The organism is Allobosea sp. P5_A5, from assembly GCF_056400625.1.
The window spans coordinates 273,390-298,963 of record NZ_JBFUKY010000003.1 but is presented as its reverse complement, the minus strand read 5'-3'; the positions used below and the strand labels follow the sequence as shown (position 1 = coordinate 298,963).

Here is a 25,574-nt window from a genome sequence, read left to right as displayed (position 1 = left end):
CTTGCCCAGCAATAGCAAAGGGCCCCGGGACGATTTCGTCCGGGGCCCTTTGGACCTCACAAAGTCTGAACCAGCGCGGGCGCGCCGTCAATCGAGGCCCAACGCGGCTCAGAAAACGGCGAGATAGCGCAGCAGGGAGATGATGCCGATCACGATGACGATGATCTGGACGATGTTCTTGATCTGCGCGTCGAGCGGCAGCATGCGCACGAGATAAAGCACAAGGCCGATGACGAGAACGGTGATCAGCAGGGAAATCAGGATGCTCATTTGAGAAACTCCGTATATCGGCCGAAGAACCGGCCCCCCGAAGCTGCCGCGACGATGCATTCGCAGCGGTTCAGCCCCGCCGACAGAACGTCGCAGGGCGGAAATAGGTTCCGTTGCGGGATTTGCCGGCGAAACGCTGGGACGAGCGGACGGTGTTTTCCGTCATGGTCGGGCTTGTCCCGGCCATCCACGTCTTTCTTCGGCGAGTGCGGTGTTCAAGACGTGGATGCTCGCCACAAGGGCGAGCATGACGACAAGGGCGTCATTCTCGGGCTTGACCCGAGAATCTCAGGACCAGAAGGCGCTGGTTTCGGAGATGCTTGAGCCTAACCTGGTCATGACGACACGGGCCTTACCCTGCGATCCTGTCGAAATCGGCCACAGCCCGCGTCGCCTGACGCAGCTGGTTCAGCAGTTTCAGCCGGTTGGCCCGTTGGGCCGGATTGGGATCGTTGACCGTGACCTCATTAAAGAAGGCATCGACGGCCGGGCGCAGCTCGGCCAGCGCGGCCATGGCGCCTTCGTAATCCTCGGCGGCGACAGCCGTTTCGGCCTTCGGCGTGGCCTGCGCCAGCGCGACGGCGAGCGCCTTTTCCTCGATCAGTCCGGCATCGGCGATGAGCTGGAGGTCGGGTTGGCCGGCGAAAGCGCCCTCCCCGTCCTTCTTCTCCTCGGCGCGCAGGATGTTGGCGGCGCGCTTGTAGCCCGCGAGCAGATTTTTGCCGTCCTCGGTTTCGAGGAAGCGGCCGAGTGCGGCGACGCGGCGGGTAATGAGAAGCAGGTCGTCGGAACCGCCGGCGCGCGCTTGCCCTTCTCCCCTTGCGGGAGAAGGTGTCTGCGCAGCAGACAGATGAGGGGTCGCACCGCCCTCGCCGGTTTGCTTTTCGGAGCCGCCTTCGCCGGGAACGTCGCGAGACCCCTCATCCGTCAGCGCTGACGCGCTGCCACCTTCTCCCGCAAGGGGAGAAGGTGAGCCTGCAAGAACCGCATCGACGAGATCGTGCCGTGCGCCCTGATCGCGGAGCATGACTTTGAGGCGGTCGTGGAAGAAGGAGAGGAGGTCGCTCAACATGCGCTCCATTGCCGTCAAGAACCCGCCCGCAGACCCCTCCGGAGTAGTTATGTGCTTAACTAATTGCCCGAACAAATGTTTGTGGCTTGGGCTTACATACCCAGCATCAGCAATAGACCGATGCTTTTGATTAAACTTCGTAATTTCAGCCGTTCTTTTATGACCCAGATAGTTTTCGCCTGCGGTTTGTAAAACCCTCACGACTGGCAAGCGGCTGCTATTCTCAACCACCAACCGGATCACCCCCAGCGCCGCCCTTCGCAGCGCATAGGGGTCCTTGCTCCCGGTCGGCTTCTCGTCGATGGCCCAAAAACCCACCAGCGTGTCGAGCTTGTCGGCCAGCGCCACGGCCACCGAAACCGGATCGGTCGGCACGCGGTCGGAGGGACCGAGCGGCTTGTAGTGTTCTTCGATCGCGGCTGCGACGCTCGCATCCTCGCCCTGCAGCTCGGCGTATTTCCGGCCCATCAGGCCCTGCAATTCCGGGAACTCGCCGACCATCTCGGTCGGCAGGTCGGCCTTGGCGAGCTTGGCGGCGCGCTCCGCCTTGGCGGGATCGGCACCAACGATCGGTGCCAGTTCCCGCGCCAGCGCGGCGATGCGCTGGACACGTTCGCCTTGCGTGCCGAGCTTGGCGTGGAAGACGACGCCGAGCTTGTCGAGCTTGGCCATGCGCTGGTCGAGCGGCTTGGCGAGATCAAGCCCAAGCTTCTGCGCGCTATCCTTCAAGGTATCGAGATCGGGTAGCGCGCCGCGATCGGTCTGCCAGAAATAAGCCGCGTCGGAGAGGCGCGCCCGCACGACGCGCTCATTGCCGGCCGTGATCGCCTGCCCGCCATCGCTCGCCAGCAGGTTCGAGGTCAGCAGGAAGCGGTTGGCGATAGCGCCCGTTGTGGGGTCGCGCAGCACGAAGCATTTCTGGTTGGCGCGGATCGTGGCGCGGATCGCTTCGCCGGGAATGTCGAGGAAGCGCTCCTCGAAGGCCCCCATCAGCACGACCGGCCACTCGACCAGCCCCGCCACCTCCTCCAGCAGTCCCTCATCCTCGACGAGGTCGAGCCCTTGGGCGAAGGCGAGGTTGCGGGCGTCTGTGAGGATGATCTCCTTGCGCCGGTCGGCATCGAGCACGACCTTCGCCTTCTCCAGCGACGACACGTAGTCGTCGAGGCGCTTCACCGTGATCGCACCCGGCGCATGGAAGCGGTGGCCATAGGTGATATTGCCGGAGACGATGCCGTCGACCTCGAAGGGAACGATCTCGGTGTCCTCGGTCTCGGCGCCGAAGGTGCAGAGGATCGAATGCAGCGGGCGCACCCAGCGCAGGCTTGCGCCGGCCGCAGAGGCCTTGCCCCAGCGCATCGACTTCGGCCACGGGAACGCGCGGATAATCGCTGGCACGATCGCGGCGATCGCGGCGATGGTTTCCTGGCCGGGCTTCTCGATGATCGCGACGTAAGAGTCGCCCTTCTTCGGGTCGCTGACGATGGTCGCCTGATCGAGCGACGACAGGCCCGCCGCCTTCAGGAAGCCGTGAACCGCAGCCTCTGGCGCACCGACGCGCGGGCCTTTGCGCTCCTCGCGCACATCGCTGCCGCGCACGGGCAGGCCCGCGACATGCAAAGCCAGGCGGCGCGGCGTGACGAAGGCCCTGGCGCCCTCATAGACGAGCCCGCGCTCGACCAGCGCATCGGTGACGAGCTTCTTCAGGTCCTCGCCGGCCTTGCGCTGCATGCGCGCCGGGATTTCCTCGGAGAAGAGTTCGAGCAGGAGATCGGGCATTAGTCGTTCAAGCTCTTGTTGATCACGTCGCGGATCTCGCGAGCGATAAAATATTTCGGATTGGACAAGTCTTCGATTTCGAACAGGATACCCACTGAAACGAGCGCCTCGATATTTAATTGCGCCGAGCGATACTGGACCCCGAGCAGACTCGCGACAGCAGGGATCGTCACGATCTGGACCCTAAAAAGATGGTCGATGATCGCAAGCAGATTGGAGGAGCGTCCCGCGCCCGTCGCGCGGCTGCGATAGTCCTTCTGCAAGGCCAGCAACGCATCCGCCGCGGCGATCGCGCTCTTGCAGGCATCCGAAACGACGTCGAGAAAAAACGCGATCCAGTCTACCCATGCCCCCCTCTGCGAAACGGCGAACATGCGGTCGATATACTCGTCCTTACGATGTTCAAGGCTGGGGCTGAGATACAGGATCGGCTCGCGGAGGACGCCACGAACGAAGAGATGGAGCGGAATGAGCATGCGCCCGACACGGCCGTTTCCGTCCGCGAAGGGATGGATCGTCTCGAACTGGTAATGGATCAGCGCGGCATCGACGAGATCGGGAATGCCGGCGCGATCCTCCCGATGGATGTAGGTCTCGAGCTCTCCTAGGCAGGCCAACGCGTCGGCAGGCGGCGGCGGAACGAAGCGGGCGGCCTCGATCTCGCGCGCGCCGATAAAGTTTTGATAGGCCTTGAACTCTCCCGGCAAGGCCGACGAGCCTCGATGGCGCCTCACGCCCTGCAGGAGCGTGCGATGAGCGTTGCGCAAGGTGCGCAGTGAAAGCGGCAATGAGTCGAGGCTTTCGATGGCCCCCGACAAAGCGCGGCGGTAATTGACGACTTCGCGGGCATCGCTGGCGGGCGCTGCTTCAGGCCCGCCGGCATCCACGAGCAGAAGTTCGTCGAGGGTCGTGTAGGTGCCTTCCATGCTCGATGAGGTCAGCGCCTCGCGGGCCTGGAGCGGCCGGATCAGCAGAAGCGGATCGGTCAGCGTACGCCCAATGCCATTCAATTCGCCCAGAAGTTGAGCTGTCGTCGCGAGCTTGTCGGCTAGAGGGCCAAGATCGAGATCGGGCGGCGGCAGGGAATGGGGCACGAACGCCCATTGCGAACGATCCGTCGGCACCAGCCGCCCGCTTGGCGTTCCCGCAAAGTCATCCTTTTGCATTTGGTGCAATCGCTCGGATCGAGATTATCACAAACAGGCGGTTTGTTATAATCCTCCTGCTGCGAATTGACAGAGAGTATAATCGCTCATGCCGCTCCCCCACCGGCGGTCTTCAGCCAGGCGGCGCCGCAGGCCTTGGCGAGTTCGCGCACGCGCAGGATGTAGCTCTGCCGCTCGGTGACCGAAATCACGCCGCGAGCGTCGAGCAGATTGAAGATGTGGCTTGCCTTGATGCACTGGTCATAGGCCGGCAGCGACATCAGATGCTGCGGGCCGTTTCCGCCGGCTGCGACCTCGCCGGCGGCGAGCAGCGCCTTGCACTCAGCCTCCGCATCGGTGAAGTGCCGGAACAGAGTCTCGGTGTTGGCGTGCTCGAAATTATGCCGCGAGTATTCCTGCTCGGCCTGCAGGAAGACGTCGCCGTAGGAAATGCGGTCCTCGCCCTCGAGGCCGTTGAAGTTGAGGTCGTAGACGTTTTCGACGCCCTGGACATACATGGCGAGGCGCTCGAGCCCGTAGGTCAGCTCCCCGGCCACAGGCGCGCATTCGACGCCGGCCACCTGCTGGAAATAGGTGAATTGGCTGACTTCCATGCCATCGCACCAGCACTCCCAGCCGAGGCCCCAGGCGCCCAGCGTCGGGCTTTCCCAATCGTCCTCGACGAAGCGTACGTCATGCAAGGCGAGATCGACCCCGATCGCGCGCAGCGAGTCGAGATAGAGTTGCTGCAGATCCGGCGGCGAGGGCTTCAGGATGACCTGGAATTGGTAATAATGCTGCAGGCGGTTGGGGTTTTCGCCGTAGCGGCCGTCTTTCGGGCGGCGCGAAGGCTGGACATAAGCGGCTTTCCAATGCTTCGGCCCAAGCGCGCGCAAGGTCGTCGCCGGGTGGAAGGTGCCGGCGCCGACCTCCATGTCGTAGGGCTGCAGCACCACGCAACCTCGCTCGGCCCAGAAGCGCTGCAACCTCAGCAGCAGCGCCTGAAAGGAGCGGGTCGGATCCATCGCCGCTGAGGCGGGGGCCAAGGACTGCGCAGACAAGGACTGCACGGGCGTGGGCTGAGCGAGGGCGGACAAGGGCAAAAAGCCTTCCGAAAACGCAGGAGGGGATGGGCGCGTGATTAAGGGTTCGGGCCGGACATGGTCAAGCAGCGCCGCACCGATGGCTCGCCGAGCCTTTTGGCAGACCATGGGACGGACCGTGATGAAGCCGGGATGAACGGCACGGTTTCGTCGCGTTCAGCTTGGCGGGTCTATCGATCGAGGCGGGGACGATCACGCTCGGCAGGGATGCCGCTGTTCAAGGATGGAGGACAAGATGATTCGTTCGTTGGTTCTGGGCTTTGCCGTCGCGGCAAGCCTCGGAGGCACGGCACTGACGGCCGCGCCCGCTACGGCCGCCCCGCTCGGTATGGCAAGCGCGCCCCTTGCCCAGGCCGGACAGGGCCTGCTGCAGGATGCCCAATATTATTACGGGCGCCCGCATTATTATCGCCCACGGCCTTATTATCGCGCCTATCGTCCGCGTTGCTGGTGGGCTGATCGGCGGGTCTGGAACGGCTGGCGCTGGGTCGTCCGCCCGGTGCGTGTCTGCCTCTAGGCCATGGGGCCCCGCTCGGCGAGGTCTCGATGAAGGGATCCTGAACGGCGCGGTTTTGCGCCGTTCAGATTCGGTAAGGTAGAACATGTTTCACAAACGGCGTTCGATCCGGCAACACTGCCGGCGCCAGTTCACGGAGGATCCGATGTTCCGGACAACGCTTCTCGCCCTCGCCGCGGCCGGCGGCCTCGCCGTGGCCGCCTCTCCCGCTTCCGCATCGCCTTTGGCGCGGGACGCATTCGTCGGCTCGCTTGTCGAAGGCGCCATCGCCCAGCAGGCGCAGTTTTTCTACGGGCCGCCGCCCCCGCCCTATTACGGTCCGCGACCCTATTACGGTCCGCGCCCGTATTATCGCAGGCCGTATTACGCTCGCCCCTACTACGCGCCCCCGCCGCCCCCGCCGCCGCGCTTCTACGGCCCGCGTTACTGGTAAGCAGGCAGGCGCTCCCGGCCGCGATGCACCGCATCGCTCAAGGGCGTCAGCCGACCGTCGGAGCCATTGATCACGAAAGCCGGCAGCAAAACTGCCGGCTTTCTGCTGTTGAGGACGGCAGTGACGATGACGCGGATGGCCGGCTTGTCGGCAAAGGCGTGAACCGGGCGAATCGCAAGCGCGCCGAATCCCGTCGCAAGCGCTTCGAGCAACGCCGGCAGCGCCTCGCTGCGGTGGATCATGGCGAGGTGGCCTCCAGGCGTCAGCAGGCGCCGGGCCGCTTTCAGCCAGACGTCCAGACCGCTTTCCACGACATGGGCGGCCGCGCGATTCGGCACTGGCGAGCGGCGCGTCTCAGCCGGTGGGTAGAATGGCGGGTTCATCGCGACGGCAGTAAAGCTTGCCGGCGCCAGTCCGAGCTTCGCCAGTTCTGCAGCCGGGGCGGCGATATCCGCGACGACAGCCGCAACGCGATCCGACAGTCCGTTAGCGGCGGCGTTCTGAGCCGCAAGCGCCGCCAGATCGGCATCGCGTTCAAGGAGGGTCACGTCGATGTCGGGCTGGGCCAGAGCGACGGCGAGGCCCACGGTCCCGACACCAGCGCCGACGTCGATCAGCCGGCCGCTACGCAGGTCCGGCAGGGCCGCCGCGAGCAGGACCGCATCGCTTCCGGCCCGATGGCCCTTGCGCGGCTGCCTCAGGAGCAGACGGCCGTCGAGCAAGCGGTCGGTCACGATCTCGCCGAGGGGCGAAGGCGCAACCGCATCATTCATCGCGCAATTCGCCGCCATAGCCGGCCTCGGTCAGCAGAGCGCGTGCTCGCCTGCGGTCCTGCTCCCGCACCAACAGGCGGCGCGGGAAGGCGCCGATCATACCCTCCAGCGCGCTCATATGCTGGTCTGCGACCATGCAATCGAGGCCGGCGGAGTCCAGCAGCGCTTCGATGGCGCCGAGCAGGATGAGATCATTGGTGCGAACGAGTTCGTGCATGGCGCCATGGAGCCGAAGCGGTTGGCTTTGCGCAAGAGGCAGCGACCTCCTCGCCCGCATCGCTCATGAGAGAGCCATGTTCCGCTTTTCGGGCCGATCGTCCGCCTGCGGCGATGCCGCGCAGCCTGGGTCCTGCGACTTTGCAGGGGCTGGCGTCCCGTGCGACGGTTGTGGCATGGCTCTGAGGCGCCCTGCGGCGCGGAGCTTGGCCGGAGTCGTCCAGTGGGTGTCGTCGTATCGTTCGAGGAGCGCGAGAAAGGCCAGCCCGGCATAGAGCCGCTGGTCGCGCTGACCCGCGAGGACATGGAGCGCGTCAACGCGATGATCCTGTCGCGAACCGGCTCCGAAGTGACGATGATCCCGGAGGTGGCGAACCACCTGATCTCGTCGGGCGGCAAACGGCTGCGGCCGATGCTGACCCTGGCGATGGCCAATCTCTGCGACTATCGCGGCGAGGGTCACGTCAAGCTCGCGGCCTCGGTCGAGTTCATGCATACCGCGACGTTGCTGCACGACGATGTCGTCGATCAGAGCGACATGCGCCGGGGCAAGCTCGCCGCCCGCATGCTCTGGGGCAACGAGGCCAGCGTGCTGGTGGGCGATTTCCTGCTCGGCCAGGCGTTCCGGATGATGGTCGAGGTCGGCTCCTTGCGGGCGCTCGATATCCTGTCCACGGCGGCGGCGGTGATCGCCGAGGGCGAGGTGCTGCAGCTCTCCGTCGCCAAGAACACCGAGACGACTGAGGACGAATACCTTTCCGTCATCCGTGGCAAGACGGCCGAGCTTTTTGGAGCCGCCTGCGAGGTCGGACCGGTGATCGCCGCTTCGTCCAAGGCGAACGAGGCCGCGTGCCGCAGCTACGGGCTCAATCTCGGCATCGCCTTCCAGCTCGTCGACGATGCGCTGGATTATGGCGGCGTCGCCGCCAAGCTCGGCAAGAATACCGGCGACGATTTCCGCGAGGGCAAGATCACGCTCCCGGTCGTGCTCTCCTTCCGCCGCGGCACGGACGAGGAGCGCGCGTTCTGGAAGCGCACGCTTCAGGACGGGACGATCGAGGACGGGGATCTGGCGCAGGCGCAAGCAATGATGCGCAAGCATGAAGCGCTGGAGGACACCATCGACCGCGCCAAGCATTACGCCAAGATGGCGAAAGACGCGCTCGGCCTGTTCCCGGCCTCGCCGATGAAGCAGGCGCTCAACGACGCCGTCGATTTCTGCATCGCCCGGGCGCATTGATTCCAAACGCGGTCGATAGTCGCAAAGCAGCGCTTCCCTCCGGCCGCGTGGCGGCCTAGCGTTCCGTACGGGCAGCCGCCCTGCTTCGGAGCCTCGCCATGCCGGCATCATCGCAGCGCCAGTCGCAAACCTGGTCGGTCGTTCGCGTTTCGAGCGGCAATTTCCTCGAAATGTACGACTTTTTCGTCTTCGGCTATTACGCTGCGGCGATCGGCAAGGCGTTCTTTCCGTCCGGCAGCGAATTCGCCCAGCTGATGGCGGCGTTCATGACCTTTGGCGCCGGCTTCCTGATGCGGCCGCTCGGCGCCATCGTGCTGGGCACCTATATCGATCATCACGGCCGCCGCGCCGGCCTGCTGCTGACGCTGGTGCTGATGGCCTTCGGCACGCTCACCATCGCACTGGCCCCCACCTATGCGGCCATCGGTATTCTGGCCCCGATCATCGTGGTGATCGGCCGGTTGGTGCAGGGCTTCTCGGCCGGCGTCGAGCTCGGCGGCGTCTCGGTCTATCTTTCGGAGATCGCGACGCCCGGCAACAAGGGGTTCTATGTGAGCTGGCAGTCGGGCAGCCAGCAGGTCGCGGTGATCTTCGTCGCCCTGCTCGGCGTCTGGTTGGCGACCGTGCTCCCGCCGGACGCCTTGAGCGACTGGGGCTGGCGCATTCCCTTCCTCGTCGGCTGCCTGATCGTGCCGCTGATCTTTCTGCTGCGCCGCTCGATGCAGGAAACCGAGGAGTTCGCCGCGCGCAAGCGCAGTGCGAACCATCCCACCCCCGCCCAAATCCTGCGCTCGCTCGTCGCGCATTGGCAGACGGTGCTGACCGGCATGCTGCTGGTGACGATGACGACCGTGTCGTTCTATTTCATCACCGCCTACACGCCGACCTTTGGCAAGGAGGTGTTGAAGCTGACCAGCATCGACAGCCTGCTGGTGACGCTCTGCGTCGGCATTTCCAACCTGTTCTGGTTGCCGGTGATGGGCGCGCTTTCGGACCGTGTCGGACGCAAGCCGCTGCTGCTGATCTTCACGACCCTGCTCTTCGTCAGCGCCTATCCAACCCTGTCCTGGCTGGTCTCCAGCCCATCCTTCTCGCATCTGCTGATGGTCGAGCTTTGGCTCTCCTTCATCTATGCCAGCTACAATGGCGCGATGGTCGTGGCGCTGACCGAGATCATCCCGGTCGAGCTGCGCACGACCGGCTTCTCGGTGGCCTATAGCCTCGCAACGGCGCTGTTCGGCGGCTTCACGCCGGCCGTCAGCACCTATTTGATCGAAGCGACAGGCAATCGCGCCGTGGCGGGGGTGTGGCTGATGTTCGCCGCCGCCTGCGGCTTCGTCGCGACGCTGCTGGCCTATCGGCGCCACCGCGAGGCCGATGGCAGCCTCAGCCCAACACCGTCGACCTGACCCACCAGCCCGGCTGTTCGCGCGCCAGAATTCTGGTGGCGGCAGCGCTGGTGGCGCCATCGTCGAAAAGCGCGAAACAGGTGGCTCCGGAGCCGGACATGCGGGCAAGGCGGCAGCCGGGCAGCTTTTCCAGCCGACCCAGCACCGCGCCGATCACAGGCGCGACCCGCCGGGCCGGCGCCTCTAAATCGTTCCGCGAGCGCGCCAATTCGCAGTGAAGGGCCGGGACGGTCGTGGGCCAGGCTTCGAGCCGATCCTGGTGCCTGTCCCGGCTTTCGCCTGCCGCCAGAGCCAGCGATTTGAACACCGCGACGGTTTCGACCGGCACGCCTGGATTGACCAGCAGCGCCGGTAAGGACGGCAATCGCAAGACGGGCCCGAGCCTGTCGCCGATGCCGGTCATGAGGCGAGCGCGAGAGTCGAGGCAGACCGGCACATCGGCGCCGATGCCGGCGGCGATCTCTTGCAAGCTGTCGATGGCACTGGGCAGCCTGTTGAGGCGCGCCAGAAGACGCAAGGCAGCAGCCGCATCGGCCGAGCCGCCGCCGATGCCGGAAGCGACGGGCAGTTTTTTGCTCAGGTGAAAAGCCCCGGCCCGTGTGCCGGGAAATGTTCTCAGGAAGACGCGCGCGGCGCGCAGAACGAGATTGTCATCACCCACGCCAAGCCCTGCTGCGTAGGGACCGGCGATCGTCAGGCCGAGCGTTGCCGCCGGGTTCAGCGCGAGCTTGTCGCCGATGCCGGCGAAGGCGACGAGGCTATCGAGCTCATGATAACCGTCGGCGCGACGGCCGATCACGCGCAGGTCGAGATTGACCTTGGCGCGCGCGATCGTCGTCAGCTCCGCACGGCCTCCGGCCGCGCCCGTGCTTTCAGGGTTCCGCCCGGATGCCGTCATGACGACCGGTTGATTCAGCCGCCGTCCTTCTTGGGCTCTTCGGGCTTGGGCTGCTCTTCGGGCTTGGACTGCTCTTCGGACTTGAGCTGTTCCTGGGGCTTGAGTTGTTCTTGGGCCTTGGGCTGCTCGCCAGCATCGGCGGATGGCGGTTCGTCCATGCCGCGCTCGATCTTGCGCTGAATCTTGACCAGATCTTCGGGCTCGGGATTGAGGTCGCGGGCGTAGTTCCACTGGAACTTCGCCTCGAGCTTGCGCCCGACACGCCAATAGGCATCGCCGAGATGGTCGTTGATGACGGCATCGGAGGGCCGCTGCTCCATCGCGCGCTCGATCTCGCGGGCGGCATCGTCGTAGCGGCCGAGGCGGTAATAGGCCCACCCAAGGGAATCGATGATGTAGCCGTCACGCGGCCGCAACTCGACGGCGCGCCGCAGCATATCGAGCCCTTCGTCGAGCTTCAGATGCTTGTCGACCAGCGAATAGCCGAGATAGTYCAGCACCAAAGCCCGCTCGCGGCCGAGCGGCTCGGGCAGCAGTTCCAGCGCCTTGCGCAGATCGGCCTCGGCATCGGCCCAGCGGTCTGTGCGCTCGCGTGCGATGCCGCGGAAATAGAACAGGTCCCAATTGGCGCGGCCCGGCGAGCTGAGCTTCTCGATCGCCTTGTCATAGGTCTCGGAGGCCTTCGCGAATTCCTTGCGCGAGCGATAGATGTTGCCGAGCGCAGCCAGCGCATCGACATCGTCAGGGCGATCAGTGACGACCTTGTCGAGATGCTTGACGGCCTCGTCATGCTTGCCGAGGTTTTCGAGCGCGAGGCCGGCCTGAACTTCGGCATTGGGCCGCAGCGGCGAATTCATCGGCATCTTGTCGTAGACGGCGACGGCGTCTTCAGGCTGGCGCGAGCGCTCCAGAATATCGCCCAGCGTCAGGATGGCGAGGTCGTGGCTCGGGTCGAGGAAGATCGCCATGCGCAGATACAGCAGCGCGGCAGCCTCGTCGCCCTGACGGTTGCCGGCGCTGGCGAGCCCATACAGCACCTCGGCCGCACCCTGCTGAGGCGTCGAGATCTGGCGCGGCGGCGCCTCCTTCCTGCCGACGAGGGCCATGCCCTCGCGGATGACGGGATGGTTCGGCAGCAGACGGTCGAAATCGGCATAGGTCGCGGCGGCCCCGGCGAAATCGCCCTGACGCGCCTCGAAACGCGCCCAGAGATCGACGAGGCGCAACGTCGTCTTCTCGGCGTCGTAGGCCGCCTTCAGACGCGTCTCGGCCTCGGCCTTGCGGCCGGCGGCGTCGAGGATCAGGCCGGCATGGTAGTCCCGGAAGAGATTATACGAGGGTTCGCCCTTCAGCCGCTCCAGCGTCTCGACGGCGCGGCGCGGATTGTTCGAGCCGAGATAGGACCAGGCCGATAGCAAAGTCGCGGTGATGTCTGCAGCCCGGCCGCGTCCGCCGCGCTGCAGATGGTTGCGCGCGGTGGCGTAGCTCTTCTGCTTGATGGCACGCACGCCGACGACCAGCTGAGCAAGCCCGTTGCTGGGGTCGATCCGAATCAGGCGGTCGGCGGCCCGGAACGCGTCCGGCATCGAGCCATCGGCCAGAAAAGCGACGAAGGCACGCTCCAGCAGATCGTTGTTCTGCGGGTCTTCCTTCACCGCCTCGCGCAGGTAGATCGAGGCTGCGCCGAGGTCCCGCCCGGCACCGGCGACGATGGCGGCCAGATAGTTGCCTTCGAGACTGTCGCCAGGCTCGAGCGATTCGGCGGCACGCGGGGTTGCACCCTGCGCAGCCGCCGCAACCGGGAAACTGAGAATCAGCGAAAGAGCGGCAGCCGTGCCGGAGGCACGCAGCTTCGTCAAAAACGTCACGTTTGCCATTCTCCCTCGGTCCGCCGCTCGATCGTCGCGGTGGCAAAGCCAATTTATCGGACCGTGACCGTTCGCGTAGGCCGGCAAGATGGCGCTTTCCGGGCGGGCCGGCAAGCAGGGGGCCCGACGAATGCCGCGGTTTCGTAGCGGCAAGGCAACACTCCCGAAAATGCCGACGGCAATGCGGGCACCTCCCCGAAAAACAGGCAGCAAAGCCCCCTGCGGCACATCTAGTCTGGCGACGCCTGCTGCAGCGGCAGGCGCATCATTTTCGGGGGTCATCCAATGAAGAAGATCGTTCTGAGCGTCGCCACCGTCGCTCTTCTCGCCGGCTTTGCCGCCGGTTGCGCCAAAATCGAAGAGAAGCCGGTTGCAAAGATCGTCCGCAAGGGCTGATCACACTTTCGAAAAGCAAAGGGCGCGCCTCGCGGCGCGCCCTTTGCTTTCTTTCTCCAGGAAGCGGAACGCGTCCGATCACATATTCGCGTAGCCGGGCCCGCCCGCCCCTTCCGGCACCGTCCAGGTGATGTTCTGGGCCGGGTCTTTGATGTCGCAGGTCTTGCAGTGCACGCAGTTCTGCGCGTTGATCACGAAACGCGGATCGCTCTTCGTCTCGGCGTTCGCATAGACGACCTCGTAAACACCGGCCGGGCAATAAAGCCGCGCCGGTTCGCCATAGAGCGGGAGGTTCTGCGCGATCGGAATCGAGGGATCGGCGAGCTTGAGATGTGCCGGCTGATCCTCCTCGTGATTGGTCGAGGAGAGAAAGACCGAGGAGAGCTTGTCGAAGGTCAGCTTCCCGTCCGGCTTCGGGTAGACCAGCGTCTTGACCTCGTCGATTTTCTTCAGCGTCGCGAAATCGGGCTTGCCGTGTTTGAGCGTGCCAAAGGGCGACCAGCCGAAGAGCTGGTTCAGCCACATGTCGATGCCGCCCAGCCCGATGCCCAGCAGCGTGCCGAATTTCGACCAGAGCGGCTTGACGTTGCGGACGCGCTTCAGGTCGTGACCGATGGCGCTGTCGCGCCAACTGGTCTCGATCTCGACGACCTCGTCATGGGCGCGTCCCGCCTGCAGGGTCGGTACCAGCTTCTCGGCTGCCAGCATCCCGGAAAGGACCGCGTTGTGGCTGCCCTTGATGCGCGGCACGTTGACGAAGCCGGCCGCGCAGCCGATCAGCGCGCCGCCCGGGAAGGTGAGTTTCGGAACAGACTGCCAGCCGCCCTCGGTGATCGCGCGCGAGCCGTATTCGATGCGTTTGCCGCCCTCGAAGGTGTCGCGGATCAGAGGGTGGGTCTTGAAGCGCTGGAATTCATCGAAGGGCGAGAGCGTCGGGTTCTCATAGTTCAGGTGAACCACGAAGCCGACCGCGACCAGATGGTCGTCGAAATGGTAGAGGAAGGAGCCGCCGCCAGTCCCATTGTCCAGTGGCCAGCCGAAGGAGTGCTGGACGCGGCCCTTGTGGAATTTGTCAGGCTTGACCTGCCAGATCTCCTTGAGGCCGATGCCGTATTTCTGCGGCTCGCGACCCTCGTCGAGACCGAACTTGCGAATGGCGATCTTCGACAGAGAGCCGCGCGCGCCCTCGCCGAGCAACGTGTAGCGGCCGCGCAACTCCATCCCGCGCGTGAAGCGCTCGGAAACCGTGCCGTCCTTGGCGATGCCCATATCGCCGGTCGCGATGCCGGCAACCGAACCGTCGTCGTTATAAAGAAGCTCGGCGGCGGCGAAGCCGGGATAGATCTCGACGCCCAGCGCCTCGGCACGCGCCGCCAGGAATTTCGTCACCAGCCCGAGCGAGCCGACGAAATTGCCGTGATTGTTCATCAGCGACGGCATGCCGAAATTCGGCAGGCGGATGCCGTTGGGTTCGGTCAGGAAGTAGAACACGTCCTCCTTGACCTGCGTGGTCAAAGGGCAGTCGGGCGCCTCGCGCCAGTCTGGCACCAGCTTGTCGAGCCCGCTGGGATCGATCACCGCGCCCGACAGGATATGCGCGCCGACCTCGGCGCCCTTCTCCACGACGACGACGGAGATGGATTCGTCGAGCTGCTTCAGCCGGATCGCGGCAGCCAGACCCGCCGGGCCGGCTCCTACGATGACCACGTCGTAGTCCATGCTCTCGCGCGGTTCGGCCTGCGCTTCCTTGAGATCCATCCCGTCCTCCACCTGCGGGCCCGCATCGCCCGCACAGTTCATATATGAACCATCCTGCTCCGACGTCAAAGGCCGGGATATTTCAGTCTGGAACCCCTCTATCCAAGCGGCCGCCTTATTTTGCAACCGCGCATGCTCGCGGAGCCGCCTTTGACGATGTACAAAGCGGCATGACCCTTTCCGGTGCCAGCGGCCGCGACGAATTCGATCCATACGAGCTCCTCGGCTGGTATGTCGAAGCCGGCGTCAGCGAGGCTCTCGACGACGAACCGCACGACCACTTCGCCGCAGCAACGCCGGTATCGCCACGCCGGACTCTGAGCGACGCCGTGCCCGCCTTGTTGCGTCCGGCGCAGCCCCGGCCGGTGCCGGCAGCCATCGCCGCGCCCGACGATGCGGCGCTGACGGCACGCGCCATGGCCCGCGAGGCGCGGACGCTGGACGAACTGCGCGAGGCGATGGCCAAGTTCGACGGCTGCGCGCTCAAGGCCGGCGCCAAGAACCTCGTCTTCGCCGATGGCAACCCTCAGGGCCGGGTGATGCTGGTGGGCGAGGCGCCGGGCGCCGACGAGGACCGACTCGGCCTGCCCTTCGTCGGGCGCTCCGGCCAACTGCTCGACCGAATGCTGGCGGCGATCGGGCTGACGCGCCAGAAGGACGTTTACATCGCCAATCTCCTGCCGTGGCGGCCGCCGGGCAACCGGACGCCGACACCGCAGGAGGTCGCGATCTGCCTGCCCTTCATCCAGCGGCAGATTGAACTCGCCGATCCCGAGATCCTGATCAGCGTCGGCGCGCCATCGGCGCAAGGCCTGCTCGGCATCAAGGGCATTCTGGCCTCGCGCGGGAAATGGGTCGAGTACGACACCGGCGTGAAGCGCATCCGGGCGATGGCGACGCTGCACCCGGCCTATCTGCTGCGCCAGCCGCTGCAGAAGCGCCTCGCCTGGCGCGATATGCGCACGCTGAAAGCGGCGCTGGAGGACATTGGATAGGGCTGGCGTCCTCAGCATAAGGGCTGAGCACGTTCCGGGGCAGGACAAGAGCTCATGCCGAAGCGGCTGCCTTCTTCCTGTTCCGGAACCGCCTCCCCTCCGGCACGTTCAGAGACCGCTTGAGTTCCGGGCGCCGCTTCGCGACAGTGCCGGGATCGTTTCGGGGGCCGACCATGCAGTGGCAAGACTATCGCCAGTCCGAGAATGTCGAGGATCGACGGGGTGACAGCGGAGGCGGCAGCTTCGGCGGCTTGCCCGGCGGCCGGGGCGGCCTTGGCATCGGCACCATGGTGGTTCTCGGTCTCGTCGGCTGGGCGCTCGGCATCGATCCGCGCATTCTGATCGGCGGTGCCGAGATGATCGGCGGCATCGGCGGGCGCGAGCAGACGCAGGAGACGCGGCGCTCGTCCGGGCCGCCGCAGGACGAGATGGGCCGCTTCGTTTCGGCCGTGCTGGCGCAAAACGAGGATGTCTGGAGCAAAATCCTGCCGCAGCAGGGCAATACTCGCTACCAGGCGCCGCAACTCGTGCTCTATTCGGGCGTGAACCGGTCCGGCTGCGGGACGGCGCAGTCCGCGATGGGGCCGTTCTACTGCCCCAACGACCGCAAGGTTTATCTCGACACCTCCTTTTTCCAGGAGATGCAGCGCAAGCTTGGCGGCGGCGGCGACTTCGCCAACGCGTATGTGATCGCCCATGAAATCGGCCACCACGTTCAGAACCTGCTCGGCATCCTGCCGAAAGCGAATCAGCTGAGAGAGCGTTCCTCGGAGCGAGACGCCAACGCGATCTCGGTGCGGATCGAATTGCAGGCCGATTGTTTCGCCGGTGTCTGGGGCCACAATGTCCAGGCGATGGGACGGCTCGAACAGGGCGATATCGACGAGGCAATGCGGACCGCAACAGCCATCGGCGACGACAAGCTGCAAAAGGCGGCGCAAGGCGTGGTCGTGCCCGATTCGTTCACGCACGGCTCTTCGGCCCAGCGCACGAAATGGTTCAATACCGGCTTCCAATCCGGTTCGTTGCAGGCCTGCGATACGTTCAAAAACGCCATCTGAGGCGTCGGGTCAGCCTTTGCACCGAGCCATTGTGCCTATTTGCGCAATTATCTTTTCCGCTTAACAATCCTCGGCAACAAACAACAGGGCCGGGACCGGGAATGCTCAACCAGAATGTCGCGCGCGGGGCCTTTCTGGCCGCCGTCGCGCTGTTTTTTGCTGGCACCGCGTTGCGCTATCCGATCGGGACCTTCGCCCATGCCGGGCCGGGCCTGTTCCCGCTGATGATCTGCGTGCCGCTGCTGCTCATCGCCGGCGCGATCATCGTGCAGGCGCGCTTCGCCGACCCGACCCCTCTGGAGTTCAACCCGCGCAACATCGCGCTGATCATGACCAGCCTCATCGGCTTCGTGATCGCGTCCGAATATGTGAACGTGACGCTCGGCATCATCGTGCTGGTGTTCGTGGCGGGCTTTGCCGCCAACACCTATTCCTGGGTGCGCAACGTCAAGATCGCCTTGGGGCTGATCGTCGTCGCCTTCGTCTTCCAGCGCTTCCTCGGCCTGAATCTGCGGCTGATCTGATGGAAATCCTCAACAACCTCGCTTTCGGCTTCGGCCATGCGCTGACGCCGGAAAACCTGCTCTATTGCGCCATCGGCTGCGTGGTCGGCACGCTGGTCGGGTTGTTGCCGGGGCTGGGGCCGCTGGCAACGATCAGCCTGCTGCTGCCGCTGACCTATTCGATCCCGACCGGCGGCGCGCTGATCATGCTCGCGGGCATCTATTACGGCGCGCAATATGGCGACAGCGTCAGCGCCATCACCATGAAGATCCCGCACGCGTCCAGCATCGTCGCCTGCATCGACGGCTACCAGATGACGCTGAAGGGAAAGACGGGGCTGGCGCTTTTCACCGCCGGCGTCTCCAGCTTCATCGGCGGCACGGTCGCTATCATTGTGCTGGCTTCGCTGGCTCCGACGCTTGGTGCGGTCGCGCTGAAGTTCGGGCCGACCGATTATTGCGCGCTGATGCTGTTCGGCTTCGTCTGCGTCAGCTTTGTCACCACCGGCAGTCTGCTCAACGGCATGGCGATGTGCCTGCTCGGCGTCCTGCTCGGTCAGGTCGGGACCGATCTCGAAACCGGCATGGAGCGCTTCACCATGGGGCTGCCCTCGCTGATCGACGGGGTGAGCCTGGTCAGCCTCGCGCTCGGATGTTTCGGCATCGCCGAGATCACCAAAAACCTCGACGCGAAGGAGGAGCGCACGCCCTTCAACGGCGCGATCAAGCTGATGCCGACCTGGCCGGAGTTCAAGCGCATTATCCCGAGCGCGCTGCGCGGCAGCGTCGTCGGCTCCATCCTCGGCATTCTGCCCGGCGGCGGGCCGGTGATCGCGCAGTTCGCGGCTTATGGTCTCGACAAGAAAGTCAGTAAATATCGCGACGAGATCGGCCAGGGTGCGATCGAAGGCGTCGCTGGCCAGGCGGCGGCGGACGAGGCTGCCGCACGCACCAGCTTCATCCCGCTGATGAGCATCGGCATCCCTGAAAATGCGGTGATGGCGCTGATGATGGCCGCCTTCATCATCAAGGGCATCCAGCCCGGCCCGAACATGATCGCCAAGCACCCCGACCTGTTCTGGGGCCTCGTCGCCAGCATGTGGGTGGGCAACTGCTTCCTGCTGATTCTCAACGTGCCGCTGGTGCGGTTCTGGCTCTCGGTCTTCAAGATTCCCTACAACGTGCTGTTCCCGTCGATCCTGTTCTTCTGCTGCATCGGCACCTTCAGCACCAACAACAGCCTGCACGACATCTACACCACCGCCGCCTTCGGCCTGATCGGCTACATCATGATGCGGCTGGCCTTCGACCCGGCGCCGCTGATGCTGGGCTTCATTCTCGGGCCGATGCTGGAGGAGTATTTCAGGCGCTCGATGCTACTGAGCCGGGGCAGCTTTCTGACCTTCTTCGAGCACCCGATCAGCGCAACGCTGCTGACGATCCTCGGGCTGTTCCTGGCCTGGCAGACCTATGCCGCGATCAAGGGAAAACGCGCGACTCTCGCGGACGCGATCGACGTCCAGCCTGCCCCGCACTGACAAACGCGGGCTTAGACGGCACGCTCCCGGCGCGCCGACAGTCGAACCGGAACCCTTCCGAGGCGGCCGGCCATGATCATGGCCTTCGGCGCGACGATGCCGGCCCGCAGACGGCGCCCTCCGAAGGAGATCGCGGCGCGCTCGCTTAGCGCCGCCGCCACCCCACGCAGTGGCAGGAGGGCAGGCCGTTCCGGCGCCAGCAGAAGATGCCGCTCGAGCACCTGGACCCAATGAGGCTGCGGCACGTCTCCGGCATCCAGCAGCAACAGCATGTCGCCCCGCGCCTGCTGGGCGCCCAGATGCCAGACCTCGGAGTGGCCAGCGCGGAGATAGCTTGCGCCGGTGGCATCGGCGATGCGCTCGATCTCGCCGCCGCCGGCCGTCTCGACCACCACTGCATGGCCGAGAAAGCCCTCGGCCACCGCCGGGATCAGGACGGCGAAGGTGGCGGCAAGCGCCTGAGATGAGCCCGGCACACGGATGACGGCTGTGAGCATCCGCAATTCTTATGTCGCAGCGCAGCATGTCGCAATCCTGTCACTTGCCAAATGTTCTTGCTCTGTTCACATTGGGGTTCAGGAAATCAGCGGCGACTCGTGGCGCCGCTCGGGATCGACAAAGATGATTCAGGTCAGACCGACATCACGTCCCACGCCCGCGGCCCAGCCGCTTCGGCGGCAGGACGGCGCTTCCGTATCCGCCACAGTCAAGGTCGCGCCGGTTGATCCGCTCGCTTATGCCGGTCATCGCATCGACCCCGAGCGCCGGCGCGGGCGCGGCGCCACCATCAATCCCGGCGGGCGGTTCGAGTCGGAGCAGCGCGTCGCCGAGGACGATGGCTGGGGGTCGCTCGGCGAATTGCCGGCGTTCAAGACCGAGATCGCTTTTGAAAAAGCCCGCACGATCATCACGCGCAATGATTCGCCCGACATTTCCTTCGACAGGTCGATCAATCCGTATCGGGGCTGCGAACATGGCTGCGTCTACTGCTTCGCGCGGCCGAGCCACGCCTATCTTGGTCTTTCGCCAGGCCTCGATTTCGAGAGCAAACTGACGGCGAAGCCCGATGCGGCGGCGCTGCTGGAAAAAGAGCTGTCCGCGCCCTCATACCAACCGCGCACTATCGCGATCGGTACCAATACCGACCCCTACCAGCCGATCGAGAAGAAATTCCGGATCATGCGGGATGTGCTGGAGGTTCTGGCCAGGTTCAATCACCCCGTCGGGATCGTCACAAAATCCGCGCTGGTGCAGCGCGACATCGACCTTCTGGCTCCGATGGCGGCGAAAGGGTTGGCGAAGGTCGCCCTCTCGGTGACGACGCTCGATCCCAAGACGGCGCGCGGGATGGAGCCGCGTGCGGCCTCGCCCGCAAAGCGGCTGGAGACGATCCGCAAATTGTCGGACGCCGGCATCCCGGTGACGGTGCTGGTCGCGCCGATCGTGCCGGCGATCAACGAGCACGAAATCGAGCGCATCCTCGATGCCGCGAAGGCCGCGGGTGCGCAGGAGGCCGGCTATGTCCTGCTCCGGCTGCCGCTCGAGGTGCGCGACATCGTGCAGGAGTGGCTGCTGACGCACCACCCCGACAAGTTTCGCCATGTCATGTCGCTGATCCGCTCGACACGGGGCGGGAAGGACTACGATGCACAATGGGGTCAGCGCATGGTCGGCTCCGGCCCCTACGCCTGGATGATCGGCCGGCGCTTCGAGATGGCCGCAGAGCGCATCGGCTTCAATACGACGCGCAAGCGGCTGCGCACCGACCTGTTCGTGAAGCCGCAAAAGGAAAAGGCGCAGCTGAGTTTGTTTTGAGGGGCGGAGGATCCGCGCCGTCATACTCGCCCTTGTGGCGAGTATCCACGTCTTGAACACGACACTCGACCAGCGAAGACGTGGATGGTCGGGACAAGCCCGACCATGACGATGAAGCGCCTGTCGCACGGGATAGGCGGTAAGTCCTCTGGCCCCTTTCGCCCATCCGTTGCATAAGCCACGCCATGCCCGCCGATTTCACCCGCGAGACCCTTGCCATCGCTGGCGGCCTCTGGCCGCTCGCCGGCGTCGACGAGGTCGGGCGCGGGCCGTTGGCGGGACCGGTGGTGGTCGCCGCCGTGATTCTCGACCCGGACCGCGTGCCGGCAGGGCTCGACGATTCGAAGCAGTTGCCGGCGCCGATCCGCGAAGAACTCTTCAACGAGATCATGGAAAAGGCCCTGGCGGTCAGCGTCGCCAGCGCGACGGCAGTCGAGATCGACATCATCAACATCCGGCAGGCGACGCTGCTGGCGATGCGTCGCGCGGTCGCGGCGCTGCCGCTGTCGCCGCTGCACGTCCTGGTCGATGGGAACGATCCGCCGGTCTTCGCCTGCGGTTGCGAGGCCATCATTCAAGGAGATGGGGCAGTGGCCTCCATCGCCGCCGCCTCCATCATCGCGAAGGTGACGCGCGACCGGATGATGGCGCGGCTCTGCCGGCGCTACCCGGCCTACGGCTTTTCCAGCCATGTCGGCTATGCGACGCCGCAGCACCGGCGCGCCATCGCCGACCACGGCCCCTGCCCGGAGCACCGCTTTTCCTTCGCTCCCGTCAAAGGCGTCTGGGCGCGATAGGACGGCCGGTTCGCTTCCCGTCATTGCGAGGAGCGAAGCGACGAAGCAATCCAGAGGGACTGAGTTCAAACTCCTGCGCCTGCCCCCTGGATTGCTTCGCTGCGCTCGCAATGACGGTTGAGGTTGGCCCCTGCGCGCCAGTCTCGGCAGCGTCACCCCGACGCCATCGCGTGCATTAACCTCGGCTTAGGAATTTCCCTTATCGCGCAAAGGGCTAGGCAAAAGCTGCAGCCCCAGAATGGGACGCATTTTTTTCAATCCGGAAACGCGGCTTTTACCCTGTCTCGGCAATATCGAGCTTGTTGAAGTTGCGTAACGGTCTTGGCGTCATGGGTATCTCGCGTACCGGGACCGCCAGCGCTCCCGTCCGGATTCAGGTTTCGCGTACCGGACGGCCCGCGCTGGGGGCTCGGATGAAGGCCTCGGGCCTTCACGAACATCTCGGGACGGTCGAGCTCCCGCTCGACCAGGTTCTCGTCGGCGATTGCATCGCGGCGATGAACGCCCTGCCGCCGGCCAGCGTCGACCTCGTCTTCGCCGACCCGCCCTATAATCTTCAGCTTGGCGGCGACCTGCGCCGGCCCGACGACAGCCTCGTCGATGCCGTCGATGACGACTGGGACAAGTTCGCCTCCTTCGCCGAATACGACGCCTTCACCAAGGCCTGGCTCGCGGCCGCACGCCGCGTGCTGAAGCCGGACGGGGCGCTGTGGGTCATCGGCAGCTACCACAACATCTTCCGCGTCGGCGCGATCCTGCAGGATCTCGGCTTCTGGATGCTGAACGACATCGTCTGGCGCAAGGCCAACCCGATGCCGAATTTCCGTGGCCGGCGCTTCACCAACGCACATGAGACGCTGATCTGGGCGGCGCGCGGCGAAGCCTCGAAATACACCTTCCATTACGAGGCGCTGAAGGGCGGCAACGACGACCTTCAAATGCGCTCGGACTGGTATCTGCCGCTGTGCACCGGCGACGAGCGCCTGAAGGACGAAAGCGGCACCAAGGTGCACCCGACGCAGAAGCCGGAGGCCCTGCTGGCCCGCGTGCTGCTCTCGGCGTCCAATGCCGGCGACGTGGTGCTCGACCCGTTCTTCGGCACCGGCACCACAGGCGCGGTCGCCAAGGCACTCGGCCGCCGCTTCATCGGCCTCGAGCGCGATCCGGTCTATGCCAAGGCGGCGCGCGCGCGGATTGCCGGCGTGACGCCTTTGCCACCGGAAGCCTTCGCCACGGCACCCTCCAAGCGCAGCGAGCCGCGCGTGCCGTTTCTAAGCCTCGTGGAGGCTGGGCTGGTGAAGGCGGGCGAAACCGTTGTCGACGACAAGCGCCGCCATCAGGCCGTCATCCGCGCCGACGGCACGCTCTCGATCGGCCCCGCCATCGGCTCGATCCACAAGGTCGGCGCGCTGGTGCAGGGTCTGCCGAGCTGCAATGGCTGGACCTTCTGGCATGTCGAGCGGGACGGAAAGCTGATGCTGCTCGACGTGTTCCGCGGTGAGATCAGGGCGCAGATGGCGGCGGCTTGAACCGCCCTCTGGCACCGTTCATGCTTCAGCCTGCCGCCTAGGCAGGAGACAGGACATGGACCCGACCACATTGGCGGCCTTTGCCGCGGCTTTCTTCGTCTTCGCGGCGAGCCCCGGTCCGGACAACATGACGATCGTGGCGCGCACGCTCTCTCACGGAGCGGCTTCCGGCATCGCCTATGGGCTCGGCACTGTCGCCGGCATCCTCATCTTTCTGGTGCTTGCGGCATTCGGCCTGTCGCTGCTTGCCGCTGAAATGGGCATGGCGATGACGGTGCTGCGCTATGCTGGCGCCGCCTATCTCGTCGTCATGGGCGTGATGCTCTGGCGCGCCGAGCCGACCCTGCCGACCGCCGATGACGGGACCAGCCGACGCGGCGTCCTGCCAGTATTCCTGACGGGCGTCGCTCTCAATCTCGGCAATCCCAAGATGCCTCTGTTCTATCTGGCGCTGCTGCCGCATGTCGTCGGGCCGCATCTGAACATCTCGGAGGTCGCGATCCTGAGCGGCATCATCTTGGTGGTCGAAGCCGTGGTGATCTGTGGCCATGTGCTTCTGGCAGGACGGGCGCGGCGCTGGCTGCGCACCACCCATGCCGTGAAACGGATGAATCGCGCGGCCGGTGGAGTCATGATCGGCACCGGCGCGCTCGTCGCCGTCACACGCTGAGGCCTGCGGGTTTCAGACCGACGACAGCCAGCACCTTGACCATCAGCCCCGATAACGGCTCCTCCCCGAGCCGCGCCAGCGGCGTGAAGCGCATGCCGACAGGCGCCAAGGTCTCGGTCGGAACGCTTCCGGTGAAGACCGTCAACTCCAGCGGGAAATGCGTGAAGACGTGGCGCACGGGCTGCGACACCGTCTCCCAGCGCAGCGGCACCGGGGCGTCTTGGGCGGCGCCGTCGAGCTCGTAATCGACACGCCATTCGCTGGTCGGAACCTCGGCCATGCCGCCGAGCAGGCCTTTCGGCGCGCGTGTGCGCAGCAGCACGGCGCCATCGGCACGAGTGAGCACGAAGGCGGCGCCGTACCGGGTCGCGCCGGCCTTCTTCTTCGCCTTGCGCGGAAAGCTCTCTTGCGTGCCCTCGATGCGGGCGGTGCAAGGCCCTCGCCATGGGCAAAGGCCACAGGCCGGGTTGCGCGGCGTGCAGATGGTGGCGCCGAGATCCATCAGCGCCTGGGCGAAATCGCCCGGCCGCGCGCGCGGCAATAGCGCCAGCACCTTCTCGCGGACCAAAGGCCGAGCGCCGGGCAATTCCTGCTCGATGGCGAAAAGCCGGGTCATCACGCGCTCGACATTGCCGTCCACGGCTGCGGCGGGCTGGTCGAAGGCGATCGAAGCCACCGCACCTGCGGTGTAGGCGCCGATGCCCGGCAAGGCGCGCAATCCCTCTTCCGTTTGTGGAAAGCGTCCGCCATGCTGCTCGACCACAGCCTTGGCGCAGGCATGGAGATTGCGCGCACGCGAGTAGTAGCCGAGCCCGGCCCAGGCCTGCATCACCTCTTCTGACGGCGCTGCCGCCAACGCTTCGACGCTCGGAAACCGCGACATGAAGCGCTCGTAATAGGGTTTTACCGCCGTAACGGTGGTCTGCTGCAGCATGATCTCGGAGGCCCAGACCTGGTAAGGGTCGGGGGTCGTGCCGGCCGTGGCGCGCCAGGGCAGCGCCCGGCGATGGCCGTCGTACCAGGCAAGAAGATCATCGGCAGCAGGCTCAGTCATGTTGCCGATGTAGCGTGTCCTTTCCGACGAGCAAGCTGACCACTCAGCCGAGCGCCACGGGCCAGGCCATCATAGCGCGCTGTGCCACCGCCTCGAGCTCGGCTGCATCCGCACCGTCGCGAGCCAGGATCGACATGCCGCCCTGGGCGGCCACGACGAAACGAGCCAGGCCGGCGATATCGGTATCGGCGGCGAGTTCGCCAGCGGCCAGACCGCGGCCAAGACGCTCCTCGATTCGGGTTATAGAGGCGGCCCGCGCAGCGCGGACACGCTCGCCAAGCTCGAGATATCCCTCGCAACCGACCGAAGACAACATCACCATGCAGCCGCGTTGCCCCGCCGGCTCGCCGGAGCTAGCCAAGGCCGCAGCCGAATCGAACAGGAAGGATGCGACGGCCTCCCGCGCGCTGGCGGCGGCCGCAAAGTTGGACCAGACCAACCCACCGAAGCGCTCCGAATAGAAGCTTAGAGCTTCCGCATAAAGAGCCTCCTTGGAGCCGAACGCTGCGTACAGGCTGGGGGCGCCAATGCCCATGATCTCCGTCAGATCGGCGATCGACGTTGCGGCGTAACCCTTGCTCCAAAACAGTCGCGTCGCCAGCTCCAGAGCAGCCTTGCGATCAAAAGTACGCGGCCGGCCACGTGGGCGCTGGGAAGTCCCACCGGCCGTTCCCATCTGTCCACCCGCTTTCTGCATCGCTCACTATATAAATCTCTTGACGGGTCGATGCAACG

Annotated in this window: 24 protein-coding genes and 1 pseudogene; 12 read left to right on the top strand and 13 right to left on the bottom strand. The window is 65.3% G+C overall.

The features are described from left to right. Positions 1 to 108 precede the first annotated feature (108 nt). The 5 genes and pseudogenes from AC1DR6_RS08270 to AC1DR6_RS08250 form a co-directional block, all read right to left on the bottom strand. The gene (locus AC1DR6_RS08270) at positions 109 to 270 is read right to left on the bottom strand and encodes a Thivi_2564 family membrane protein (RefSeq protein WP_476828714.1); all 162 of its coding nucleotides are present in this window, start codon (positions 268 to 270) and stop codon (positions 109 to 111) included. A 352-nt stretch (positions 271 to 622) separates the two neighbouring features. After that, complete coding sequence (locus AC1DR6_RS08265; RefSeq protein ID WP_476828996.1) at positions 623 to 985, bottom strand: DALR anticodon-binding domain-containing protein; 363 nt, start codon at positions 983 to 985, stop codon at positions 623 to 625. 261 nt (positions 986 to 1,246) lie between these two features. Beyond that, positions 1,247 to 3,121: pseudogene (gene glyS / locus AC1DR6_RS08260) on the bottom strand (glycine--tRNA ligase subunit beta); the annotation flags it as partial. After that, positions 3,121 to 4,287, bottom strand: a complete 1,167-nt coding sequence (locus AC1DR6_RS08255) for a Fic family protein (protein WP_476828713.1) — start codon at positions 4,285 to 4,287, stop codon at positions 3,121 to 3,123. The gene AC1DR6_RS08255 and the pseudogene glyS, both read right to left, overlap by 1 nt. An 86-nt stretch (positions 4,288 to 4,373) precedes the next feature. Next, positions 4,374 to 5,291, bottom strand: coding sequence for a glycine--tRNA ligase subunit alpha (locus AC1DR6_RS08250; RefSeq protein WP_476828995.1), 918 nt, complete (start codon positions 5,289 to 5,291; stop codon positions 4,374 to 4,376). A gap of 313 nt (positions 5,292 to 5,604) precedes the next feature. Between AC1DR6_RS08250 and AC1DR6_RS08245 the strand changes: the two genes are divergently transcribed. Then, positions 5,605 to 5,886: a hypothetical protein gene (locus tag AC1DR6_RS08245; RefSeq protein WP_476828712.1), complete on the top strand. Its 282-nt coding sequence runs from the start codon at positions 5,605 to 5,607 to the stop codon at positions 5,884 to 5,886. Between the two features lie 145 nt (positions 5,887 to 6,031). After that, positions 6,032 to 6,319: a hypothetical protein gene (locus AC1DR6_RS08240; protein WP_476828711.1), complete on the top strand. Its 288-nt coding sequence runs from the start codon at positions 6,032 to 6,034 to the stop codon at positions 6,317 to 6,319. On the opposite strand, the gene AC1DR6_RS08235 is transcribed toward AC1DR6_RS08240, so the two are convergent. Both AC1DR6_RS08235 and AC1DR6_RS08230 read right to left on the bottom strand, forming a co-directional pair. Then, positions 6,310 to 7,092 carry a tRNA1(Val) (adenine(37)-N6)-methyltransferase gene (locus tag AC1DR6_RS08235; protein WP_476828710.1) on the bottom strand — a complete coding sequence of 261 codons (783 nt, stop codon included), beginning with the start codon at positions 7,090 to 7,092 and terminating at the stop codon, positions 6,310 to 6,312. The two genes, AC1DR6_RS08240 and AC1DR6_RS08235, sit on opposite strands and share 10 nt — an antisense overlap. After that, positions 7,085 to 7,309, bottom strand: coding sequence for a putative signal transducing protein (locus tag AC1DR6_RS08230; protein ID WP_476828709.1), 225 nt, complete (start codon positions 7,307 to 7,309; stop codon positions 7,085 to 7,087). Before AC1DR6_RS08230 ends, AC1DR6_RS08235 begins: the two co-directional genes overlap by 8 nt. Before the next feature lie 222 nt (positions 7,310 to 7,531). Here AC1DR6_RS08230 and AC1DR6_RS08225 point away from each other — a divergent pair, with 222 nt between their 5' ends. Together AC1DR6_RS08225 and tcuC are read left to right on the top strand one after the other, a co-directional pair. Beyond that, positions 7,532 to 8,548, top strand: coding sequence for a polyprenyl synthetase family protein (locus tag AC1DR6_RS08225; protein ID WP_476828708.1), 1,017 nt, complete (start codon positions 7,532 to 7,534; stop codon positions 8,546 to 8,548). A gap of 98 nt (positions 8,549 to 8,646) precedes the next feature. Beyond that, positions 8,647 to 9,957 carry a tricarballylate/proton symporter TcuC gene (tcuC, locus tag AC1DR6_RS08220; RefSeq protein WP_476828707.1) on the top strand — a complete coding sequence of 437 codons (1,311 nt, stop codon included), beginning with the start codon at positions 8,647 to 8,649 and terminating at the stop codon, positions 9,955 to 9,957. Here the strand turns inward: tcuC and AC1DR6_RS08215 are convergent. From AC1DR6_RS08215 to AC1DR6_RS08205, 3 genes are all read right to left on the bottom strand, one after another. Beyond that, on the bottom strand, positions 9,935 to 10,855 hold the full coding sequence (locus AC1DR6_RS08215) for a 4-(cytidine 5'-diphospho)-2-C-methyl-D-erythritol kinase (protein WP_476828706.1): 921 nt from the start codon (positions 10,853 to 10,855) through the stop codon (positions 9,935 to 9,937). The two genes, tcuC and AC1DR6_RS08215, sit on opposite strands and share 23 nt — an antisense overlap. A 14-nt stretch (positions 10,856 to 10,869) precedes the next feature. Beyond that, the gene (locus tag AC1DR6_RS08210; RefSeq protein WP_476828705.1) at positions 10,870 to 12,723 is read right to left on the bottom strand and encodes a tetratricopeptide repeat protein; all 1,854 of its coding nucleotides are present in this window, start codon (positions 12,721 to 12,723) and stop codon (positions 10,870 to 10,872) included. Between the two features lie 474 nt (positions 12,724 to 13,197). Beyond that, a complete protein-coding gene (locus AC1DR6_RS08205; RefSeq protein ID WP_476828994.1) occupies positions 13,198 to 14,838 on the bottom strand; it encodes an electron transfer flavoprotein-ubiquinone oxidoreductase in 1,641 nt (546 codons plus the stop codon). Positions 14,839 to 15,047: 209 nt separating this feature from the next. Here AC1DR6_RS08205 and AC1DR6_RS08200 point away from each other — a divergent pair, with 209 nt between their 5' ends. The 4 genes from AC1DR6_RS08200 (at position 15,048) to AC1DR6_RS08185 (ending at position 18,974) form a co-directional block, all read left to right on the top strand. Next, on the top strand, positions 15,048 to 15,872 hold the full coding sequence (locus AC1DR6_RS08200) for a uracil-DNA glycosylase (protein ID WP_476828704.1): 825 nt from the start codon (positions 15,048 to 15,050) through the stop codon (positions 15,870 to 15,872). A 173-nt stretch (positions 15,873 to 16,045) separates the two neighbouring features. Next, entirely contained in the window at positions 16,046 to 16,933 is an 888-nt protein-coding gene (ypfJ, locus tag AC1DR6_RS08195; protein WP_476828703.1) for a KPN_02809 family neutral zinc metallopeptidase, read from the top strand. Positions 16,934 to 17,034: 101 nt separating this feature from the next. Continuing rightward, positions 17,035 to 17,457: a tripartite tricarboxylate transporter TctB family protein gene (locus AC1DR6_RS08190; RefSeq protein ID WP_476828702.1), complete on the top strand. Its 423-nt coding sequence runs from the start codon at positions 17,035 to 17,037 to the stop codon at positions 17,455 to 17,457. Next, positions 17,457 to 18,974, top strand: a complete 1,518-nt coding sequence (locus AC1DR6_RS08185) for a tripartite tricarboxylate transporter permease (RefSeq protein WP_476828701.1) — start codon at positions 17,457 to 17,459, stop codon at positions 18,972 to 18,974. The genes AC1DR6_RS08190 and AC1DR6_RS08185 overlap by 1 nt, the downstream gene beginning before the upstream one ends. Positions 18,975 to 18,985: 11 nt before the next feature. On the opposite strand, the gene AC1DR6_RS08180 is transcribed toward AC1DR6_RS08185, so the two are convergent. Further along, complete coding sequence (locus AC1DR6_RS08180) at positions 18,986 to 19,471, bottom strand: glycosyltransferase family A protein (protein WP_476828700.1); 486 nt, start codon at positions 19,469 to 19,471, stop codon at positions 18,986 to 18,988. Positions 19,472 to 19,595: 124 nt separating this feature from the next. Here AC1DR6_RS08180 and AC1DR6_RS08175 point away from each other — a divergent pair, with 124 nt between their 5' ends. The 4 genes from AC1DR6_RS08175 (at position 19,596) to AC1DR6_RS08160 (ending at position 23,785) form a co-directional block, all read left to right on the top strand. Beyond that, positions 19,596 to 20,789 carry a PA0069 family radical SAM protein gene (locus AC1DR6_RS08175; protein ID WP_476828699.1) on the top strand — a complete coding sequence of 398 codons (1,194 nt, stop codon included), beginning with the start codon at positions 19,596 to 19,598 and terminating at the stop codon, positions 20,787 to 20,789. Between the two features lie 185 nt (positions 20,790 to 20,974). Continuing rightward, positions 20,975 to 21,586: a ribonuclease HII gene (locus AC1DR6_RS08170; protein WP_476828698.1), complete on the top strand. Its 612-nt coding sequence runs from the start codon at positions 20,975 to 20,977 to the stop codon at positions 21,584 to 21,586. Between the two features lie 329 nt (positions 21,587 to 21,915). Continuing rightward, the gene (locus AC1DR6_RS08165) at positions 21,916 to 23,115 is read left to right on the top strand and encodes a DNA methyltransferase (protein ID WP_476828697.1); all 1,200 of its coding nucleotides are present in this window, start codon (positions 21,916 to 21,918) and stop codon (positions 23,113 to 23,115) included. Between the two features lie 55 nt (positions 23,116 to 23,170). Then, complete coding sequence (locus AC1DR6_RS08160; RefSeq protein WP_476828696.1) at positions 23,171 to 23,785, top strand: LysE family translocator; 615 nt, start codon at positions 23,171 to 23,173, stop codon at positions 23,783 to 23,785. On the opposite strand, the gene mutY is transcribed toward AC1DR6_RS08160, so the two are convergent. Further along, a complete protein-coding gene (gene mutY / locus AC1DR6_RS08155; RefSeq protein WP_476828695.1) occupies positions 23,775 to 24,839 on the bottom strand; it encodes an A/G-specific adenine glycosylase in 1,065 nt (354 codons plus the stop codon). The genes AC1DR6_RS08160 and mutY overlap by 11 nt on opposite strands. A gap of 43 nt (positions 24,840 to 24,882) precedes the next feature. Next, the gene (locus tag AC1DR6_RS08150; RefSeq protein WP_476828694.1) at positions 24,883 to 25,536 is read right to left on the bottom strand and encodes a TetR/AcrR family transcriptional regulator; all 654 of its coding nucleotides are present in this window, start codon (positions 25,534 to 25,536) and stop codon (positions 24,883 to 24,885) included. Positions 25,537 to 25,574 lie beyond the last annotated feature (38 nt).

Excerpts from the sequence above, each read along its gene's own strand:
- AC1DR6_RS08270 (WP_476828714.1), bottom strand. The coding sequence starts at position 270 with ATGAGCATCCTGATTTCCCTGCTGATCACCGTTCTCGTCATCGGCCTT.
- AC1DR6_RS08255 (WP_476828713.1), bottom strand. The coding sequence starts at position 4,287 with ATGCAAAAGGATGACTTTGCGGGAACGCCAAGCGGGCGGCTGGTGCCG.
- AC1DR6_RS08250 (WP_476828995.1), bottom strand. The coding sequence starts at position 5,291 with ATGGATCCGACCCGCTCCTTTCAGGCGCTGCTGCTGAGGTTGCAGCGC.
- AC1DR6_RS08245 (WP_476828712.1), top strand. The coding sequence starts at position 5,605 with ATGATTCGTTCGTTGGTTCTGGGCTTTGCCGTCGCGGCAAGCCTCGGA.
- AC1DR6_RS08240 (WP_476828711.1), top strand. The coding sequence starts at position 6,032 with ATGTTCCGGACAACGCTTCTCGCCCTCGCCGCGGCCGGCGGCCTCGCC.
- AC1DR6_RS08235 (WP_476828710.1), bottom strand. The coding sequence starts at position 7,092 with ATGAATGATGCGGTTGCGCCTTCGCCCCTCGGCGAGATCGTGACCGAC.
- AC1DR6_RS08230 (WP_476828709.1), bottom strand. The coding sequence starts at position 7,309 with ATGCACGAACTCGTTCGCACCAATGATCTCATCCTGCTCGGCGCCATC.
- tcuC (WP_476828707.1), top strand. The coding sequence starts at position 8,647 with ATGCCGGCATCATCGCAGCGCCAGTCGCAAACCTGGTCGGTCGTTCGC.
- AC1DR6_RS08215 (WP_476828706.1), bottom strand. The coding sequence starts at position 10,855 with ATGACGGCATCCGGGCGGAACCCTGAAAGCACGGGCGCGGCCGGAGGC.
- AC1DR6_RS08205 (WP_476828994.1), bottom strand. The coding sequence starts at position 14,838 with ATGGACTACGACGTGGTCATCGTAGGAGCCGGCCCGGCGGGTCTGGCT.
- AC1DR6_RS08200 (WP_476828704.1), top strand. The coding sequence starts at position 15,048 with ATGACCCTTTCCGGTGCCAGCGGCCGCGACGAATTCGATCCATACGAG.
- ypfJ (WP_476828703.1), top strand. The coding sequence starts at position 16,046 with ATGCAGTGGCAAGACTATCGCCAGTCCGAGAATGTCGAGGATCGACGG.
- AC1DR6_RS08190 (WP_476828702.1), top strand. The coding sequence starts at position 17,035 with ATGCTCAACCAGAATGTCGCGCGCGGGGCCTTTCTGGCCGCCGTCGCG.
- AC1DR6_RS08185 (WP_476828701.1), top strand. The coding sequence starts at position 17,457 with ATGGAAATCCTCAACAACCTCGCTTTCGGCTTCGGCCATGCGCTGACG.
- AC1DR6_RS08180 (WP_476828700.1), bottom strand. The coding sequence starts at position 19,471 with ATGCTCACAGCCGTCATCCGTGTGCCGGGCTCATCTCAGGCGCTTGCC.
- AC1DR6_RS08175 (WP_476828699.1), top strand. The coding sequence starts at position 19,596 with ATGATTCAGGTCAGACCGACATCACGTCCCACGCCCGCGGCCCAGCCG.
- AC1DR6_RS08170 (WP_476828698.1), top strand. The coding sequence starts at position 20,975 with ATGCCCGCCGATTTCACCCGCGAGACCCTTGCCATCGCTGGCGGCCTC.
- AC1DR6_RS08165 (WP_476828697.1), top strand. The coding sequence starts at position 21,916 with ATGGGTATCTCGCGTACCGGGACCGCCAGCGCTCCCGTCCGGATTCAG.
- AC1DR6_RS08160 (WP_476828696.1), top strand. The coding sequence starts at position 23,171 with ATGGACCCGACCACATTGGCGGCCTTTGCCGCGGCTTTCTTCGTCTTC.
- mutY (WP_476828695.1), bottom strand. The coding sequence starts at position 24,839 with ATGACTGAGCCTGCTGCCGATGATCTTCTTGCCTGGTACGACGGCCAT.
- AC1DR6_RS08150 (WP_476828694.1), bottom strand. The coding sequence starts at position 25,536 with ATGCAGAAAGCGGGTGGACAGATGGGAACGGCCGGTGGGACTTCCCAG.